A 14,227-nucleotide genomic window follows, 5' to 3' on the forward strand; every position below is an offset into this window, starting at 1 on the left:
CAGGCAGATCCTGCACCCATCGCCGACTTCTACGCTTGAATTGAAAGTAGCTGATTGTATTTCCTGCAATAGAAAACTCGTATTTGACCATGAAATGAGATTCTATTGTATTTCGTACAGTGGAATGCTGCGTATTGGGCGAAAAATGGCTTTTATTCAAAATTCAAATGTACCGAATGCAATAGAATCTATTTCGATGCCCTTTTTACAGCATTCCATTGTACAAAATACAGTTACTACTGTTCCAGCGCCTACAGCATAGGAGCGCCCTTTCGCTGAAGCATTCCACCAGATTCTCATCGGGACAATCCGGGAAAAAAGGAATGCCCTTCTCCTTATCCGTTTAGAATCCATCCCACCATGCCCCCTCGTCCCGGAAAAAAGAGTCCAGCATCCTCAGCGTGTCCTCATGGCTATAAATCGTTTCATCGTTCATTCTTCTCAAGGTCTCCCTTCCTGTTAGCTTGCGGTAAACCCAAAGTACGATTATGAGATAATCCAAACGGTAACTCTCCTAAATTATGTTATAATATTCCGGAAATATGTTCTGTGCGGTTGGTTGCAGGGAGCGGAAATTCTATGAGGGGGAGGGAAGTGTGTGCTATGGACGGCAAGTCTATCCAGTCTGCTGCTGAAGCCGGACAACCGGCAACGGCACAATGAATTACTTCGTGAAATTGGCAGCTATATCAGCACGCACATTCTGAATCACCCGCTGCTTGCGGAGGATTGCGGGCATATCAGCATCCTGCTGGATGGATCAACGGCGCTCGGGATTGTGGACGACAGCTCGGATATTGATCTGATCCTGGTCTGCCGGGATGAATGCTATGAGCCGATTACGAGCCGTTTCGAACGGGCAGAGTTGATCCCGGAGAGAAGCAGCTTGTTTGTAGATGTGCATCTGCCCAGCGGCAAAACAGGACACTACACCCTGCTCAAATTATCGGAGCTGGAGCAGGCGCTGGAGAAGGGACAACTGGATTGGTTGTGGAATGCAGCAGTCGCCTGTCTCTATCATGACCCGTTGGCTCTGAAGGCGCTGTTTGCGCAAGCGGTTCCGCTGCCTTCAGAACATTTGATGAGTCTGCGGAAGAAGACATACATAGACCTTCGGAGTGCTGCCAAAAGCCTGGATAATCCCGTGCGCCGGGGAGAGGCTTTTCCGATTCTTTTTCAGGCGGTGGAGGTGTACAAGCAGGCCTTACGCTGTGCTATCACAGTGGAGGGCCACCCCTATCCGTATGATAAATGGCTTGTACAGGTAGCAGAGCACCTTCCAGTGGGGATAAGGGTGCTTGATTGCATGAAGGACTTCCGGCAATACCTATCAGAAGATCTGTCCTATGCGCCAATGTATCAGGAGGATAACAGCTTTGTGAAGATGGAGAAGCGGGTCCGCCGGGTGCTGCTGGAGGAATTCCGCCTGCGCGGCGTAGATGAGCCTTGGCTGGTGGAATGGTGGAAGTACTTTGAGGAATAAATGGAATAAGAAGTCACGCTGGCGCAGACAATCCGCGCTGCCGAAGTTCGTCTACCAGACGATGATCCGTAAATGAAATCTTCAAGTTGCATTCTCCTGCAAGCTACAGTCTATTGATGAAAGGGGCTCAACCCATGGCCAAAAGCTTTGAAGTAACCCTCCAAAAAGTAGTCGATCACTCGTACTCTATTGAAATCGGTGAGCATCTGTTTGCCTCAGTAGTCCGAGATTTGAAGCAGGGGCTGATTACGGGAGTCAGCAAATATGCTATTATTACAGACTCTACGGTGGAGCCGTTATATGGCCGTCCTTTATTGGAGCTGCTGCGGCGCGAGGGATTCCAGGCAGACTTATTCTCTTTTCCGGCGGGGGAGAGCTCGAAGACCCGTGAGACCAAAGCGCTGCTGGAGGACCAAATGCTAAGCCAAGCCTACGGCAGAGACTGTTGTATTATCGCGGTAGGGGGCGGAGCGGTGACTGATCTGGCAGGTTTTCTGGCAGGGACCTTTGGCCGGGGAGTGCCCTCCCTGAATTATGCTACCACCTTGCTGGCAGCAGCAGATGCCTCTGTTGGCGGCAAAACAGGCGTGAACACACCCGTCGCCACCAACCTGATAGGCGTCTTTCACCAGCCCCGTAAAGTATACATAGATTTGGCCGCTTGGCGGACACTTCCATCCCGTGAATTCAGAAGCGGTCTGGCCGAGACCATCAAGCACGCTTGCATGAGTGATGAGGAGTTCTTCAGCTATCTGGAAGCGAATATGGACAGAATTATTACGGAAGAAGGGGAGCTGATCCTGGATGCCGGGGTATGCGAGCATATTGCACTGACGAATTGCCGGATCAAATATGAAGTGGTAGAGCAGGACGAGCATGAAAGTAATCTGCGGCAGATTCTGAACCTGGGGCATACGGCAGGCCGGGCGCTTGAGGCGCTCAGCGGTTACCGGCTGCTGCATGGCGAGGCAGTTGCAGTGGGGCTGGTCATCCAGGCGAAGCTGGGTGTGAAATTTGGTTATATGACGGAAGAGCAGGCTAACCGTGTGGTGGCTTTGCTGAAGAAGGCAGGCCTGCCAACAGAGCTTCCAGAGTACATTTCAAACCGGGCACTAGTGGACAAGATGTACACAGACAAAAAAGTACGCAATGGCCGCATCCGCTTCGTCTTCCAGGACGGTATCGGGAGAATGAAGCGTTTTGCCGACGGTTCTTATTCTGTTCCAGTTGAAGAATCGGCAGTCATGAAGCTGCTAGAGGAGCTTCGCGTGAACCCGGCGACTTAAATGTTATATATTCTACCATAATATATATTTTTCTTTTAATTATGTGATATTATCTTCCGTATTTTTATTGACAAGTCTTTATATTTATCTATAATGATGTATAAGCGGTGGGCACACAGGCGATATAGTTGCTTACAAGTCACATTTCATAACATAATCTATTGCAGCAAAGGTGTGATCGCTAATGATCGCTTCCGCCGGACAATGGAAACAGGATATTCTACGGATTTACAACGAAATCAACAAGAAGCTGTTCAACGCCGGCGTTAAGCAGCAGAAGGTCGACTTCGTGGGCAACAAGATTATTATTTTATCCATTAATAGCCGGGTGCCCGTACTTAAGGTGCTGGATACCCATGATCCTGCGGCAAGCCGCCAGATGAATCTGGTGCTGCATGAAGTATTCAAAGCCGAGATCAAACAGGCATTTCTGGATGAATTTCAAGTCAATATTAAGGCCGTTCTTAAAGATTATGATGTGGAGACCGAGTATTCCGGTACGATCATAATTTTGGAGAAGGACCTTGAGCATTATCTGAACGCTACGTTGGAACTCTGATCTTTCGGAGAGCCGGCCTGCCGTCAGTTTTCGGACATTTCCCTGCGGGGCTGTGTCCAGAACTGGCGGCTTTTTGTTTATGGTCATTATTCTATTACTTTCTTAAGGAGCTGATTCTATGAAAACCAAAATTGAGATTGCCGGTGTCAGCAAGTGGTTCCGCCGTGACGGCCAGGAGATTATGGCCATGCAGGAGACGAATCTCTCCATAGAACAGGGCAGATTTGTCAGTATTATCGGCCCCAGCGGCTGCGGCAAGTCCACGTTGTTCAATATTATCGCGGGCCTGATTCCGCCCTCCACCGGCCGTGTGCTTGCAGACGGAGAGGATATCGTAGGGAAGACCGGATATGTCGGGTATATGCTGCAAAAGGATATGCTGCTGCCCTGGAGGACGATACTGGACAACATTATTCTGGGCATGGAGATCCGCGGGGTGCCGCGCAAGGAAGCGGTAGCCCGGGCCAAGCCCCTGATGGACCGCTATGGACTGAAGGGCTTCGACGGCCATTACCCGGCAGAGCTGTCCGGCGGGATGCGCCAGCGGGCAGCGCTGCTCCGTACGCTGCTGTATGAGCGCGATATTATATTGCTGGACGAGCCCTTTGGCGCACTGGATGCCCAGACCCGGCTGACTATGCAGAACTGGCTGCTGGAGCTCTGGGAAGACTTCCGCAAGACAGTGTTATTCGTCACCCATGATATTGATGAAGCCATCTATCTGTCTGACGACATCTATGTCTTCTCCGGGCGGCCGGGACGGATCATCTCGAAGATCTCTGTAGATATGCCGCGTCCGAGACACCAGGAGGATACGGTATCTGCTTCATTCATGGAGCTGAAAGCCCATTTGCTGAATCTGCTGTCAAGCGGGGACCAGGAGCCAGCCACCCGTATCTCTTAGAACTCATAAACTGTTGAAGGAGAGGACAACCATGGAGAGTGTACACAAGAAAGGCTATGTCATTCACAAGCTGGAAGCTGCCCCGGTCTATTCAGTCAAGCCGGACAAAATGCAGAAAGTGCCCGTCATCATTGATGAAGAAGCCGCCAGACGGCGGACGCGGCGGATCATCGGGATTGGACGGCTGTCTGTGGCGCTGCTGATCGTGCTCTGCTGGGAGCTGTTCACCCGGATCGGCTGGATGGACCCGTACTACTGGAGCAGCCCGCTGCGGATTAAGAGCACAACCTGGACTCAGATGACAGAGGGGACGCTGCTGGAGGATATCGCTTATACCTCAAGCTCGACGATTCTCGGCTTCATCGGCGGAACGCTGATTGGCTCGTTGCTCGGCTTGTCCTTCTGGTGGTCCCGCAAATTTGCCGGCATCAGTGAACCGTTCCTGATCCTGCTCAACGCCATGCCGAAGCTGGCGCTTGCCCCGGTGCTGGTGATTCTGCTGGGCATTGGTTTCTTCTCGAAGGTGGCGCTAGCTTTTGCCATGACTGTGGTTGTGGCGGCCTTGTCGGCGCATAGCGGCGTGCAGAGTGTGGACAAGGATATGGAGAAGCTGATGTATTCGCTCGGGGCCAAGCGGCATCAGGTATTTACCAAAGTAGTCATTCCCTGGGCGATGCCCTGGATGATCAGCAGTCTGCGGATTAATATTGCCCTCTCGCTGGCCGGTGCGATTGTCGGAGAATTCATTGCTTCGAGCCATGGCATTGGCCGTATGGTCATCTACGCCGGTACTATTCTCGATATTAATCTGGTCTGGGTAGGCGTTGTCGTTCTGTCTGCGCTGTCGATGGTCATGTATGCGGGAGTGGTGCTGCTGGAGAAGTGGTTGTCTAAGGGATATGGGATGAAAAAGGCTTAAGAAGCGGGCAATCATGTCAACAAGATAGAGGAGAGAAGCCAATGAAGAATGTTACTACAATGAAGCTGTCGGCCGTCCTGCTGGCCTCTGTAATTCTGCTGTCCGGCTGCGGCGGTAAAGGCAATGCTGAAGTGGAAGCGGCCGCTGCCGGGAACGGTACGGAGAAGCTGAAGAAGCTGGTTATCGCCGAGCCGCTGCATTATACAGGTTATTTGCCGCTGTATGTGGCGCAGAGTGAGGGGTATTTTGCCGAGGAGGGTCTTGAGGTGGAGATGCTTCAGGCTGCGGGTGGCACGCATGTCACCTCGGTGGTCAGCGGGGATGCCTGGGCCGTCATCGGCGGGCCAGAGTCCAACGCACTAGCGAATATCGGCAACTCAGACCCGATTGTCTCGGTCAGCAATGTGGTGAACCGGGCGAATGTCTATCTGATGGCCAAAAAAGGGACAGCCCCGGCAGGCAGCTCAGATGAGGAATTGGCAGCCTTCCTGAAGGGCAAGAAGCTGAATGCCGGACGGCATGGCGGAACGCCGAACCTGCTGACCCAATATCTGCTGCTGGAGCTTGGGCTTGATCCGCAGAAGGATGTGCGGCTGCTGGAGCCTGCGGATGGCTCCACGGTGGTGGCGATGGTCCAGCAGGGGGCCGCGGATATTGCGAACGGCGCGGAGCCGCAGATCAGTGACGGGATGAGCAAGGGGGTGTGGGATGAACCTTTTTACAAATTCCATGATCTGGGTGACTATGCTTACTCGGTGCTGAGCGTGAAGAAGTCTACCCTGGAGAAGGACCCGGAAACGGTACAGAAGGCGGTGAATGCTGTCGTCAAGGCGCTGAAGGTGATCCAGGAGGATAAAGAACTGGCGATGCGTGTCTTGAAGGCGGAATTCCCTACACTCTCCGATGCTGCTGCCCAAGCTGCGCTTGACCGGGCGTATGACGACCAGCTCTGGAGTCCGGATGGAGTGATCTCGCAGGAGGCGCTGGATAAGGATATGGATGTAATGATCAAGACCGGAATCTACAAAGGCGAGTATACCTATGATGACCTGGTCGATATGCAGTTTGTGAATAAAACAGCAGCAAAGTAAGCTGAGACCCACAGGTCTTCAAAATCGAAAGAGGTGACCAAAATGGAGTTAACTGCCGATCTGATTATCCCTGATAAAACGGCGCTTATTATAGTAGATGTTCAGAATGATTATTGCCATGAGGAAGGCGCGCTGGCCGCTGGCGGGAACGATGTGTCAGCCGTCGGTGAGATGATGCCGCAGCTCCACGGGCTGATTACAGCGGCGAGAACACAGGGAGTGCCGATCATTTACATCCAGACCTATCATGAAAAAGCGACCGATTCCCAGGTCTGGACCTCCCGCTCCGGGCGGGGCTCGCTGAGTGTCTGCCGCCGGGGGAGTTGGGGGGCTGAATTCTACGAGGTATCCCCGCTTCCGGAGGAGATTATTGTAAATAAGCACCGGTACAGCGCTTTTATTAACACCCGGCTTGATTCGGTGCTGCGTTCGCTGCGGATCGAAACCCTGATTATGACTGGAGTGAGCACCAATGTCTGCGTGGAGTCGACCGCAAGGGACGGGTTCATGCTGGATTATCAGATTGTGATGGTTCAGGACGCCTGTGCCTCTTATTCCCGGGCGGCGCATGACATGACGCTGGAAAATATGAAGGGATACTTCGGCGTGGTTGCTTCAGCCGCAGAGATTGAAGCGGGCTGGAAGATCTGGAACCAGCCTGTGCTGCAGCAGCTGTCGTGAGCCTCACGATGCCGTCACCGGAACGGGTCGTGAACCTCACGGCGGTTAAGGTGGTCATCTGTCTCGGGGCGTTCCTGTCCAATCTGTCCGCCGGGATGTTCAATATATCGCTGGTTGATATCTCGGCTGATCTCCAGATTCCCGTGGCCTCTGCACAGTGGGTGGTCAGTATCTATCTGCTGGTCATTTCAGTGCTGCTGCCTGTGATGGGGAGGCTGGGGGACAGATTCGGCCGCTGTAAGGTGCATAATCTGGGACTGTTCGCCTTCGCAGCAGGGGCGCTGGGCTGCGCGCTCGCCCAGAATGAAGCGATGCTGCTGGGCTTCAGAGTCTTGCAGGGAGCGGGAGCCTCCATGTATCAGGCAACCAACATGGCCTTGATCGTCTCGCTCTTCCCGGCGGAGCAGCGGGGCCGGGCGCTGGGGCTGATGAGCACCTTCGTGGCTGCGGGTTCGATGGCAGGTCCGGCCTTAGGCGGCTTCCTGGTCCAGTGGTTTGCCTGGGAGAGCAACTTCTGGCTGCTGGCCGTTGTTGCGGGAGCCGTGGGTGTGCTCGCGCATAGGCTGATTCCCCGGGATACAGAGACCGCCGGAGGCCGGATGAATCTGGCCGGAGCAGCCTGGATGGCTGTCTGTCTTACTTCGCTGATGGTGGCCTTCGATCTCGGCAGCCGCTCCTCATTCCTGTCTGTACCCGTACTGCTGCTGCTCGCGGTCTCGGTAGGGCTGGCAGCGGGTTATACAGGATATGCCCGTTTCGCTCAGCGCAACTCCCCGCCCGCGGAGAACGGCTTCAGCCTGTTCACGGACCGGAGCTTTGCTGCCGGAATTGTGATTACGGTTATCACGTATATGGCCGCTTTTGCCGCACAACTGGCGTTGCCATCGCTGCTGCGCCTATCCGGAGCTGAGCCTGCGTGGGTGGGGCTGATCATGATCGGCTATCCGCTGGCGCTGGTGGTAACTGCCCCTGTCAGCGGGAGTATCGCAGACCGCAAAGGACCGCTCGGCATTCTGGCAGCCGGCCTGCTGCTGATGAGTGTCACGCTGCTGGCGCTGGGCCTTGGCTCCCCTGCTTTGAGAGCAGGTGCGATGGTGCTGCCGGTCGTGCTGCTAGGCTGTGCTATGGGAATGATTACTTCGCCTAACACAAGCATCGTTATGGGTTTGGCGGCAAAATCGCAGCTTGGCCGGGTCAGCAGTATACTGGCGTTATCCCGCAACATCGGCATGATGTTCGGAACGGCGGCCGGCGGTCTGATGATCAGTGGGGGGAACAGGCCGAACGGAAGCTATGTGGCAGTGTTCGTAGCCTGTGCTGCGGCAGTGGGTCTGTCTTCCGTCTGGCCGCTGTATTCCTTCCGGCACAGCAGCAAGCGCAAAGGCGCGGAGCATCTGCACATACCGTAATAGAGTAAAGTTTCAGGTGAGTTGAATCCCGCTCCCTCCATTCTGGGTAATATAGAGAAAGAGAGCTTAGGAGGGACGACATGGGCAATCCGTTGAAGGAATTCAAGAGCAGCATCGATGGGCTGAAGCAGTCACTGGACGGGGTAAAGCAATCCGTCGATGGACTGAAGGCGCCGGTGGATGAGTTCAAAGCGAATATGCAGGAGACGGTGGAGGCGGCGAAGCTGCGGAGTGACGGAGTGAAGTCGGAGCTTGGGCGGATGAGGCAGTCGGTCAAGGACACTCAGGAGGTGCTTGGCGAGGTGAAGGAGACGCTGAGCGCATCGGCGGAGGTGCTGTCTACCCGGAAGCGGTATCTCCGGCTGTTCAGCCGTAAGAAGGGACGTCTGATGGCCGCTAAGGGCCGCCGTTCGTGAACGATAACCACGCATCTCCGCGCGTCAAAAGAAAACGCAAGAGTCAGGGCGGCATACATCCCGTGTGACTCTTGCGTTTTTGTGTTCCGTTTTGGGATTTTCGGTCCATGCGGACTGGAAGGCCGCTATTTTTGCTATTTGCGCTATTCCGGTAATCTATCCGGACTCAGAGGTCCTTAACCAACCTGTATCGCCTTATTTTCAGCGTCACCGCACCTTTTAACGCCTTCTCAGTCCGTGGCGGGCAGAAAAATTGTCTTTTTGACCAGATAGGGTCCTCACAGTCCGCGGAGCATCCAGTTTGTCCGCCATCACGCTACAATTACGCCACCACAACGACATCATTCCGCACACCGCACACTGCACATTATCCCACACACCGCTCCACCACACCATTCTTTGATGCTTCACTGAAACGTGCAACACCCGGCGATGACACCGCAGCCATCCCTCAGTGACCTGTAATCTCTGTATTCCGCACATCAAGGCGACGTCAGGCTTAAGCTCTGGGCCGAATCGACCACAAACACAGGCACCGTCTGCACCCCAAGCTCCGTCTCCACCTCTCCGAATTCATTCGCGAACTGGCCGCTGACTGCGGCAGATCCGGTCATTAGCGGCACCTCGCCCTGAAGCAGCAGCTCACGTCCATTCGAACGCGCAACTGCTCTTCCGGCAGCATCAAAGTAAATATCGCAGGACAGCATCACCTTCTCATAAGGAAACAGCTCAAGCTGTGTAGCATCTATAGGGGTGTAAGTGAACTCCTGATAGAGTTCCGAGAATTCATATGCCCCGTTCACTTGGCGGAAAATAGCGGTTCTGCCGGCAGCACCATCGGCCAGATCCGTGTTCATTACGCGGATGGAGCCATCCTCCGCCATCAGCTCATAGCTGCTGCCTGTGAAGCTGAACAGCAGGGAGATTCCTTCCGGCCGGATGGTATAGCCTGTGAAGATGCTGCGTCCGTCAGCCTCACCGCCGTTAGCTACAACTACGGGTACTTCGGAGTAAGCAGACAACGCTTCGTCAAAAGAAAGAGCGCTCAGCATCCCCGAACCCGGAATCACCTCCCCGGTCCGGGTGGAGACCGTGCCGTCCCCGCTCATCTCGGCGTAGACCAGCTTGCCGCCAGCATCTACTCCGGCTACGGCTACCTTGGCACCGTACTTGTCAGTGACGGAGGCTGTAAGGGAGTAGCTGCCCTGCACTTCTCCGCCCGGCAGCAGCCGGAGCGGCTCGGCCATATTCCAGGCAAGCGTTGCGGCAGCAGTCTCTCCGGAGGTGTCCTGCACCGGGGCCAGCTCCGCATAGAGCCTGATGGCATCCGCATACCGGCCGCCGCGCACATGGCGCGCGCCCTCGCGGAGCAGCCGGGCGATGCTGTTGTCGATCAGCTTCAGCACCTTGGAGCTGGTGATGCCGGCTGATGCCGCATAGCTGCGGTAGCGGGCGGCATGTCCGGCGAAGGCTGCGGTGAGGTCACCGTCCAGATCCTTGTTCAGGATGAGCGAAGCGCTCTCCTGAACCTGCTTGCTAAGCCAGGGTGCGGTATAGCTATGATTCTTATAAGCTTCTTCCATAGAGAGGGCGCTCTCCAGCATAGGCCCGAAGCTTCCGGCTGCGGCCAGAGCCTTGAGCCTAGCGGTATCATGGGCCTTGAAGCTCGCAGCCAATAACTCCTCTTTGGCGGCCGCCCCTCCGTAATAGTCTGCCGGAATCTGCAGCAGGCTCCATTTGAGATTGTCCGTACTGTCGCTGCCTGTCCCCGAATCTGCCCCCTTAGACGAACCTGCGGCGAGTCCCGCCAGATACTCCTCCTTGAACAGCCTGAACCCCGCAGTCATCTTATCAGACAGACCTGAATCCGCCGAGAGCTGGCGATAATAGACTTCATAGGGTCCCCCCGGCGTCATATACTTGCTCTTCAGGCTGAGCAGGGAGGCATAGCTCTCCATCATCCCTGCGAAATCCTTCACAGTCAGCTGGTCCGCAAGCGTTAAGGACAGTCTGCTCAGACTCGTGCGGATGCTCGTAATAGGAGCCAGCTCTGTCAGTTTCGCCGAAATTTCTTTCTCTTTATATAGAATCGAATGATTGGCCGCTGCAAGACGGTACTTGTTCTCGGCAGCGATAAGTTCCCCGGCAGCATACAGTTCTCCAGCTTCTTGTACATCCTGAAGCTTATTCTTAATCCCCAGCGCCTTCTGTCCCAGCGGGAGCAGCATCAAAATACACAGAATAATCATAATATTCCGCAGGGTTATAGCCCGTATGATCGTCATATAATATAGCCCCTTTATTGATAGATAAGGATTAGAGCGGCAGTAGGCTTCTAACCTTATACTTCAGGGTCCCAGCGGTACTTAAGCTCACGGATCTCCTCCACCTTGACATCCAGGCCGTTCCACGGCTCATAGGGATTCGCGGCAATCAGTCTGGATAAGCGCAGGAACCGGTCCTTGGGCAGCTCCTGCACATAACGGCCGATCATGCCGGAGTAGAGCAGCGCGTATCGCTTCATGCGGACCGCAGCACTGGCAACGGCGGTCATAATGACCAGCCCCTCATCCATTTCGAGAATCTGCACCTCGTAATTCTTGACATAGCGCAGGGTGCGGTCTTTGATCAGCTCGGGACGGACCCTGGCGATCTCGCCGATATATTCTGCCAGCAGCGGCTCGAAGTCCTTCAGCAGCAGCTGCTCCAGCTCCAGCGTCATGTCCTTGCGCAGCTGGAAGCCGTGCAGCAGGGCGACACGCTGGCGGGAGATCCGGTCTCCGCGCAGCAGTACGGAGATCTCGCGCAGCTTCTCATAAGCGAGCACATCATTCTCACGCAGTACCGTCACAGCTTCCTGGCGGTTCAGCTCCAGATCCTCCTTGATGCTGAAAATATTACGGCCAAGCAGTTTGTTCAGCGCATACAAATTTTCGTTCTGCCGTACTTTCCGCTGCGTATAGTAGACCAGTCCGGCTATTACGAGACCGCCTGCGCCGCACAGCACCATCTGCTGCAGATTCTGTCCGAAATAGATTCCGGCCAGGGTCAGCAGGAGGATAACGAGCAGCCGGGTCTGGACCTTGCGCCCGGCCTGGGACACTGCATACTTCTCCACCGGAGTCAGCGAGGCGCGGCCGCAGCGGGTGCAGCGTTCCTCGCCCAGCGCGGTGTAACGGTGACAGCGGCGGCAGATGCGCAGCTTCTCGAAGGCGTAACGGGGGGCTTTGAAGGGACGGAAGATGACGGGTTTCTTTTTACTCACGGGCCGTATCCCCTCCGTTCAATGCAGCCAGCAGGCGCTCGTCGATATCCTCACGGGTGAGCGGCTTCCGCTGGCGGGAAGCATATAGAATGATCTGAATCACAGCATAGAGAAACGTTATCCCGAGTATGGCGTATGTAATCATGGAACTCTTCCTTTCTGCTCTGGTTACGGTCTTTTAATCAAATATTCAGGATTACGGCGTATACTTAGAATAGTCTATCCGGCTCAGGATGGCGATTGCCACTAGCGGAAGTGCCGGTCCATCGGTCACTATGTTGAAGTTTACAAGGTTTAATTATATCATAATGGCATGCTATTGACAGAATTTAGCTATGCGTTACGGATCTGCCATATCCGCCTAATTTCACACAAGAGGAGCCCTATTTATGCTTCGTAACGAACGTAATTTCAGTAAGGCCAAGAATAGACTGCAGCGCATATTGCCTGTATTGCTCATGATTCTATGTATCACTGTATCTCCATATGCTGCTTCGAGAGCCAGCGCGGCTTCGGCCGCACCCTCACATATTGACGCTGTGCTGCTGATCGATGTCAGTAACTCGATGAACAATAGCGACAAGAACAAGATTGCCAATGAAGCGATGAAGATGTTCATAGATATGCTATCCACCCAAGGCGATAAGGTAGGCATTGTGGCCTACACCGATAAGGTACAGCGCGAGAAGGCGCTGCTTGGCATCAAATCCGCCGGCGACAAGGAGGATCTTAAGAATTTCATCGACGGGCTTAGCCGCGGACCCTACACAGACCTGGCGGTCGGGATGAAAGAGGCGGTGAAGGTGCTGGAGAATGGCAGCGATCCCGGCCATGAGCCGATGATCGTCATGCTGGCGGACGGCAACAATGACCTGAATGAAGCCAGCGGCCGGATGCAGTCCGATTCCGACAAGGAGCTGAAGGCGGCAGTAGAGGCTGCCAAGCAGAAGGGGTATCCTGTATATACCATAGGGCTGAATGCGGACGGCAAGCTGAACAAGAATATTCTGGCCGGACTGTCCAGCGAGACAGGCGGTAAGGCGTTCACTACGAATTCCGCGGATGATCTGCCGCAGATTCTCAGCGAGATTTTTGCCAGCCATTTGAAGCTAAAGGTGGTGCCAGTGCCGTCCATTACGGCAAACGGCGATTATCAGGAAGTTACGGTCAATGTGCCTAACGGCAGCGTACTCGAAGCGAATATCTCCATCATGTCCTCGAAGCCGGTGACCGCGAAGCTCAGTAATCCTGCAGGGAAGGAAGTAGCGATCCCCTCCGATAAAGTGCTGTTATCCAAGTCGTCCAGCTATACGCTGATCAAGCTGCTGTCGCCGGAGGAGGGAGACTGGAAGCTCCAGGTCAAGGGTGTGCCGAAGGACAAGATCGATATTAACCTGGTATTCAACTACGATCTGGAGCTGAAGCTGGATGCTCTGCCCTCCAAGTCTTACGGCAAAGGCGACACGGTGGATATCTCCTCGCATCTGTTCAGCAATGGAACAGAGGTAACTGAGAGCAGCCTGTACCAGGATATGAAGGCCGTATTGCTGGCTACAGATAAGGACACCGGCCAGGTGCAGGAGATTCCGCTGGATAACTCGGGTGCCGAGTTCAAGGGTGCTTTTGAAATCAAGGATAATCATGAATACGAGCTGAAGGTCCGGGCCGAAGAGAGCAGCTTCTATCGGGAGAGCGATGTGCTGACCATCAATGCCAAGACCGGAACCGTGGCGACCACCCCGCCGTCAGCAGGCACTCCTGCGGGCGAAGAGCCTGCCGAGGAGAAGACCTCGAACACGCTGTACTATATCATCGGCGGCATTGTACTGCTGCTGGCTGCTGCAGCCGCATTCTGGCTGCTGCGCAGTAAGGCGAACCGGGGGTTCGTCGGACAGATGGTGGTAGAGGTGCTGGACAACAACACAGGAGAGAAAACCTATCCGCAGTACAAGAAGCTCTCCGGCTTCCGCGGCAAATTCACACTTCACCAGCTGCTGCAGCTGGCCCCGGAGCTGAAGGAGAGCGAGAAGCTGGTCTTCACGCCGGGAACGAATGACCGCCTGCTGCTGCGCAGCGGCGAGGGCATTACTGTAGAACGCTCAGGCCGTGCCGCCGATACGTCGCGGGGCCTGGAGATGAAGAGCGGGGACCGGGTAACGGTCTCTCTGCAGACGGTAGACAAGACGATTTCTTTGGAATATCTGATCTGATAAG

The 14,227-nt window shown here is 54.6% G+C and carries 13 protein-coding genes; 10 read left to right on the forward strand and 3 right to left on the reverse strand.

All coding sequences use genetic code 11. From position 1 onward, the window contains the following. Positions 1–598: 598 nt before the first annotated feature. From NYE26_RS03020 to NYE26_RS03060, 9 genes are all read left to right on the forward strand, one after another. Positions 599–1,483, forward strand: a complete 885-nt coding sequence (locus NYE26_RS03020) for a hypothetical protein (RefSeq protein ID WP_339253793.1) — start codon at positions 599–601, stop codon at positions 1,481–1,483. 134 nt (positions 1,484–1,617) lie between these two features. Further along, positions 1,618–2,769, forward strand: a complete 1,152-nt coding sequence (gene aroB, locus NYE26_RS03025) for a 3-dehydroquinate synthase (RefSeq protein WP_339253795.1) — start codon at positions 1,618–1,620, stop codon at positions 2,767–2,769. Between the two features lie 184 nt (positions 2,770–2,953). Beyond that, positions 2,954–3,328 (forward strand): Na-translocating system protein MpsC family protein, encoded by a 375-nt coding sequence (locus NYE26_RS03030; protein WP_200869600.1) that lies wholly within the window; start codon positions 2,954–2,956, stop codon positions 3,326–3,328. A gap of 118 nt (positions 3,329–3,446) precedes the next feature. After that, a complete protein-coding gene (locus NYE26_RS03035; RefSeq protein WP_036731326.1) occupies positions 3,447–4,232 on the forward strand; it encodes an ABC transporter ATP-binding protein in 786 nt (261 codons plus the stop codon). Positions 4,233–4,263: 31 nt separating this feature from the next. Beyond that, a complete protein-coding gene (locus NYE26_RS03040) occupies positions 4,264–5,151 on the forward strand; it encodes an ABC transporter permease (RefSeq protein ID WP_339253798.1) in 888 nt (295 codons plus the stop codon). A gap of 41 nt (positions 5,152–5,192) precedes the next feature. Continuing rightward, positions 5,193–6,242, forward strand: coding sequence for an ABC transporter substrate-binding protein (locus NYE26_RS03045; RefSeq protein ID WP_339253800.1), 1,050 nt, complete (start codon positions 5,193–5,195; stop codon positions 6,240–6,242). A 42-nt stretch (positions 6,243–6,284) separates the two neighbouring features. Next, positions 6,285–6,923 carry a cysteine hydrolase gene (locus tag NYE26_RS03050; protein ID WP_339253802.1) on the forward strand — a complete coding sequence of 213 codons (639 nt, stop codon included), beginning with the start codon at positions 6,285–6,287 and terminating at the stop codon, positions 6,921–6,923. Beyond that, entirely contained in the window at positions 6,920–8,332 is a 1,413-nt protein-coding gene (locus NYE26_RS03055) for an MFS transporter (RefSeq protein WP_339253804.1), read from the forward strand. Before NYE26_RS03050 ends, NYE26_RS03055 begins: the two co-directional genes overlap by 4 nt. Positions 8,333–8,412: 80 nt before the next feature. Beyond that, a complete protein-coding gene (locus tag NYE26_RS03060) occupies positions 8,413–8,748 on the forward strand; it encodes a hypothetical protein (RefSeq protein ID WP_339253806.1) in 336 nt (111 codons plus the stop codon). Positions 8,749–9,230: 482 nt separating this feature from the next. Here the strand turns inward: NYE26_RS03060 and NYE26_RS03065 are convergent, their stop codons facing one another. Genes NYE26_RS03065 through NYE26_RS03075 form a run of 3 tightly spaced genes read right to left on the reverse strand, consistent with a single transcriptional unit; the run spans position 9,231 to position 12,158 of the window. Then, positions 9,231–11,033: a hypothetical protein gene (locus tag NYE26_RS03065; RefSeq protein WP_339253808.1), complete on the reverse strand. Its 1,803-nt coding sequence runs from the start codon at positions 11,031–11,033 to the stop codon at positions 9,231–9,233. 56 nt (positions 11,034–11,089) lie between these two features. Continuing rightward, positions 11,090–12,013 carry a hypothetical protein gene (locus tag NYE26_RS03070; protein ID WP_339253810.1) on the reverse strand — a complete coding sequence of 308 codons (924 nt, stop codon included), beginning with the start codon at positions 12,011–12,013 and terminating at the stop codon, positions 11,090–11,092. Beyond that, the gene (locus NYE26_RS03075) at positions 12,006–12,158 is read right to left on the reverse strand and encodes a hypothetical protein (protein ID WP_155991665.1); all 153 of its coding nucleotides are present in this window, start codon (positions 12,156–12,158) and stop codon (positions 12,006–12,008) included. Before NYE26_RS03075 ends, NYE26_RS03070 begins: the two co-directional genes overlap by 8 nt. Before the next feature lie 244 nt (positions 12,159–12,402). Between NYE26_RS03075 and NYE26_RS03080 the strand changes: the two genes are divergently transcribed. Further along, positions 12,403–14,223 carry a vWA domain-containing protein gene (locus NYE26_RS03080; RefSeq protein ID WP_339253812.1) on the forward strand — a complete coding sequence of 607 codons (1,821 nt, stop codon included), beginning with the start codon at positions 12,403–12,405 and terminating at the stop codon, positions 14,221–14,223. Positions 14,224–14,227 lie beyond the last annotated feature (4 nt).

This window comes from Paenibacillus sp. FSL P2-0136 (genome assembly GCF_037975325.1).
GTDB lineage: Bacteria > Bacillota > Bacilli > Paenibacillales > Paenibacillaceae > Paenibacillus_AQ > Paenibacillus_AQ silagei.

Excerpts from the sequence above, each read along its gene's own strand:
- aroB (WP_339253795.1), top strand. The coding sequence starts at position 1,618 with ATGGCCAAAAGCTTTGAAGTAACCCTCCAAAAAGTAGTCGATCACTCG.
- NYE26_RS03030 (WP_200869600.1), top strand. The coding sequence starts at position 2,954 with ATGATCGCTTCCGCCGGACAATGGAAACAGGATATTCTACGGATTTAC.
- NYE26_RS03035 (WP_036731326.1), top strand. The coding sequence starts at position 3,447 with ATGAAAACCAAAATTGAGATTGCCGGTGTCAGCAAGTGGTTCCGCCGT.
- NYE26_RS03040 (WP_339253798.1), top strand. The coding sequence starts at position 4,264 with ATGGAGAGTGTACACAAGAAAGGCTATGTCATTCACAAGCTGGAAGCT.
- NYE26_RS03045 (WP_339253800.1), top strand. The coding sequence starts at position 5,193 with ATGAAGAATGTTACTACAATGAAGCTGTCGGCCGTCCTGCTGGCCTCT.
- NYE26_RS03050 (WP_339253802.1), top strand. The coding sequence starts at position 6,285 with ATGGAGTTAACTGCCGATCTGATTATCCCTGATAAAACGGCGCTTATT.
- NYE26_RS03060 (WP_339253806.1), top strand. The coding sequence starts at position 8,413 with ATGGGCAATCCGTTGAAGGAATTCAAGAGCAGCATCGATGGGCTGAAG.
- NYE26_RS03065 (WP_339253808.1), bottom strand. The coding sequence starts at position 11,033 with ATGACGATCATACGGGCTATAACCCTGCGGAATATTATGATTATTCTG.
- NYE26_RS03075 (WP_155991665.1), bottom strand. The coding sequence starts at position 12,158 with ATGATTACATACGCCATACTCGGGATAACGTTTCTCTATGCTGTGATT.
- NYE26_RS03080 (WP_339253812.1), top strand. The coding sequence starts at position 12,403 with ATGCTTCGTAACGAACGTAATTTCAGTAAGGCCAAGAATAGACTGCAG.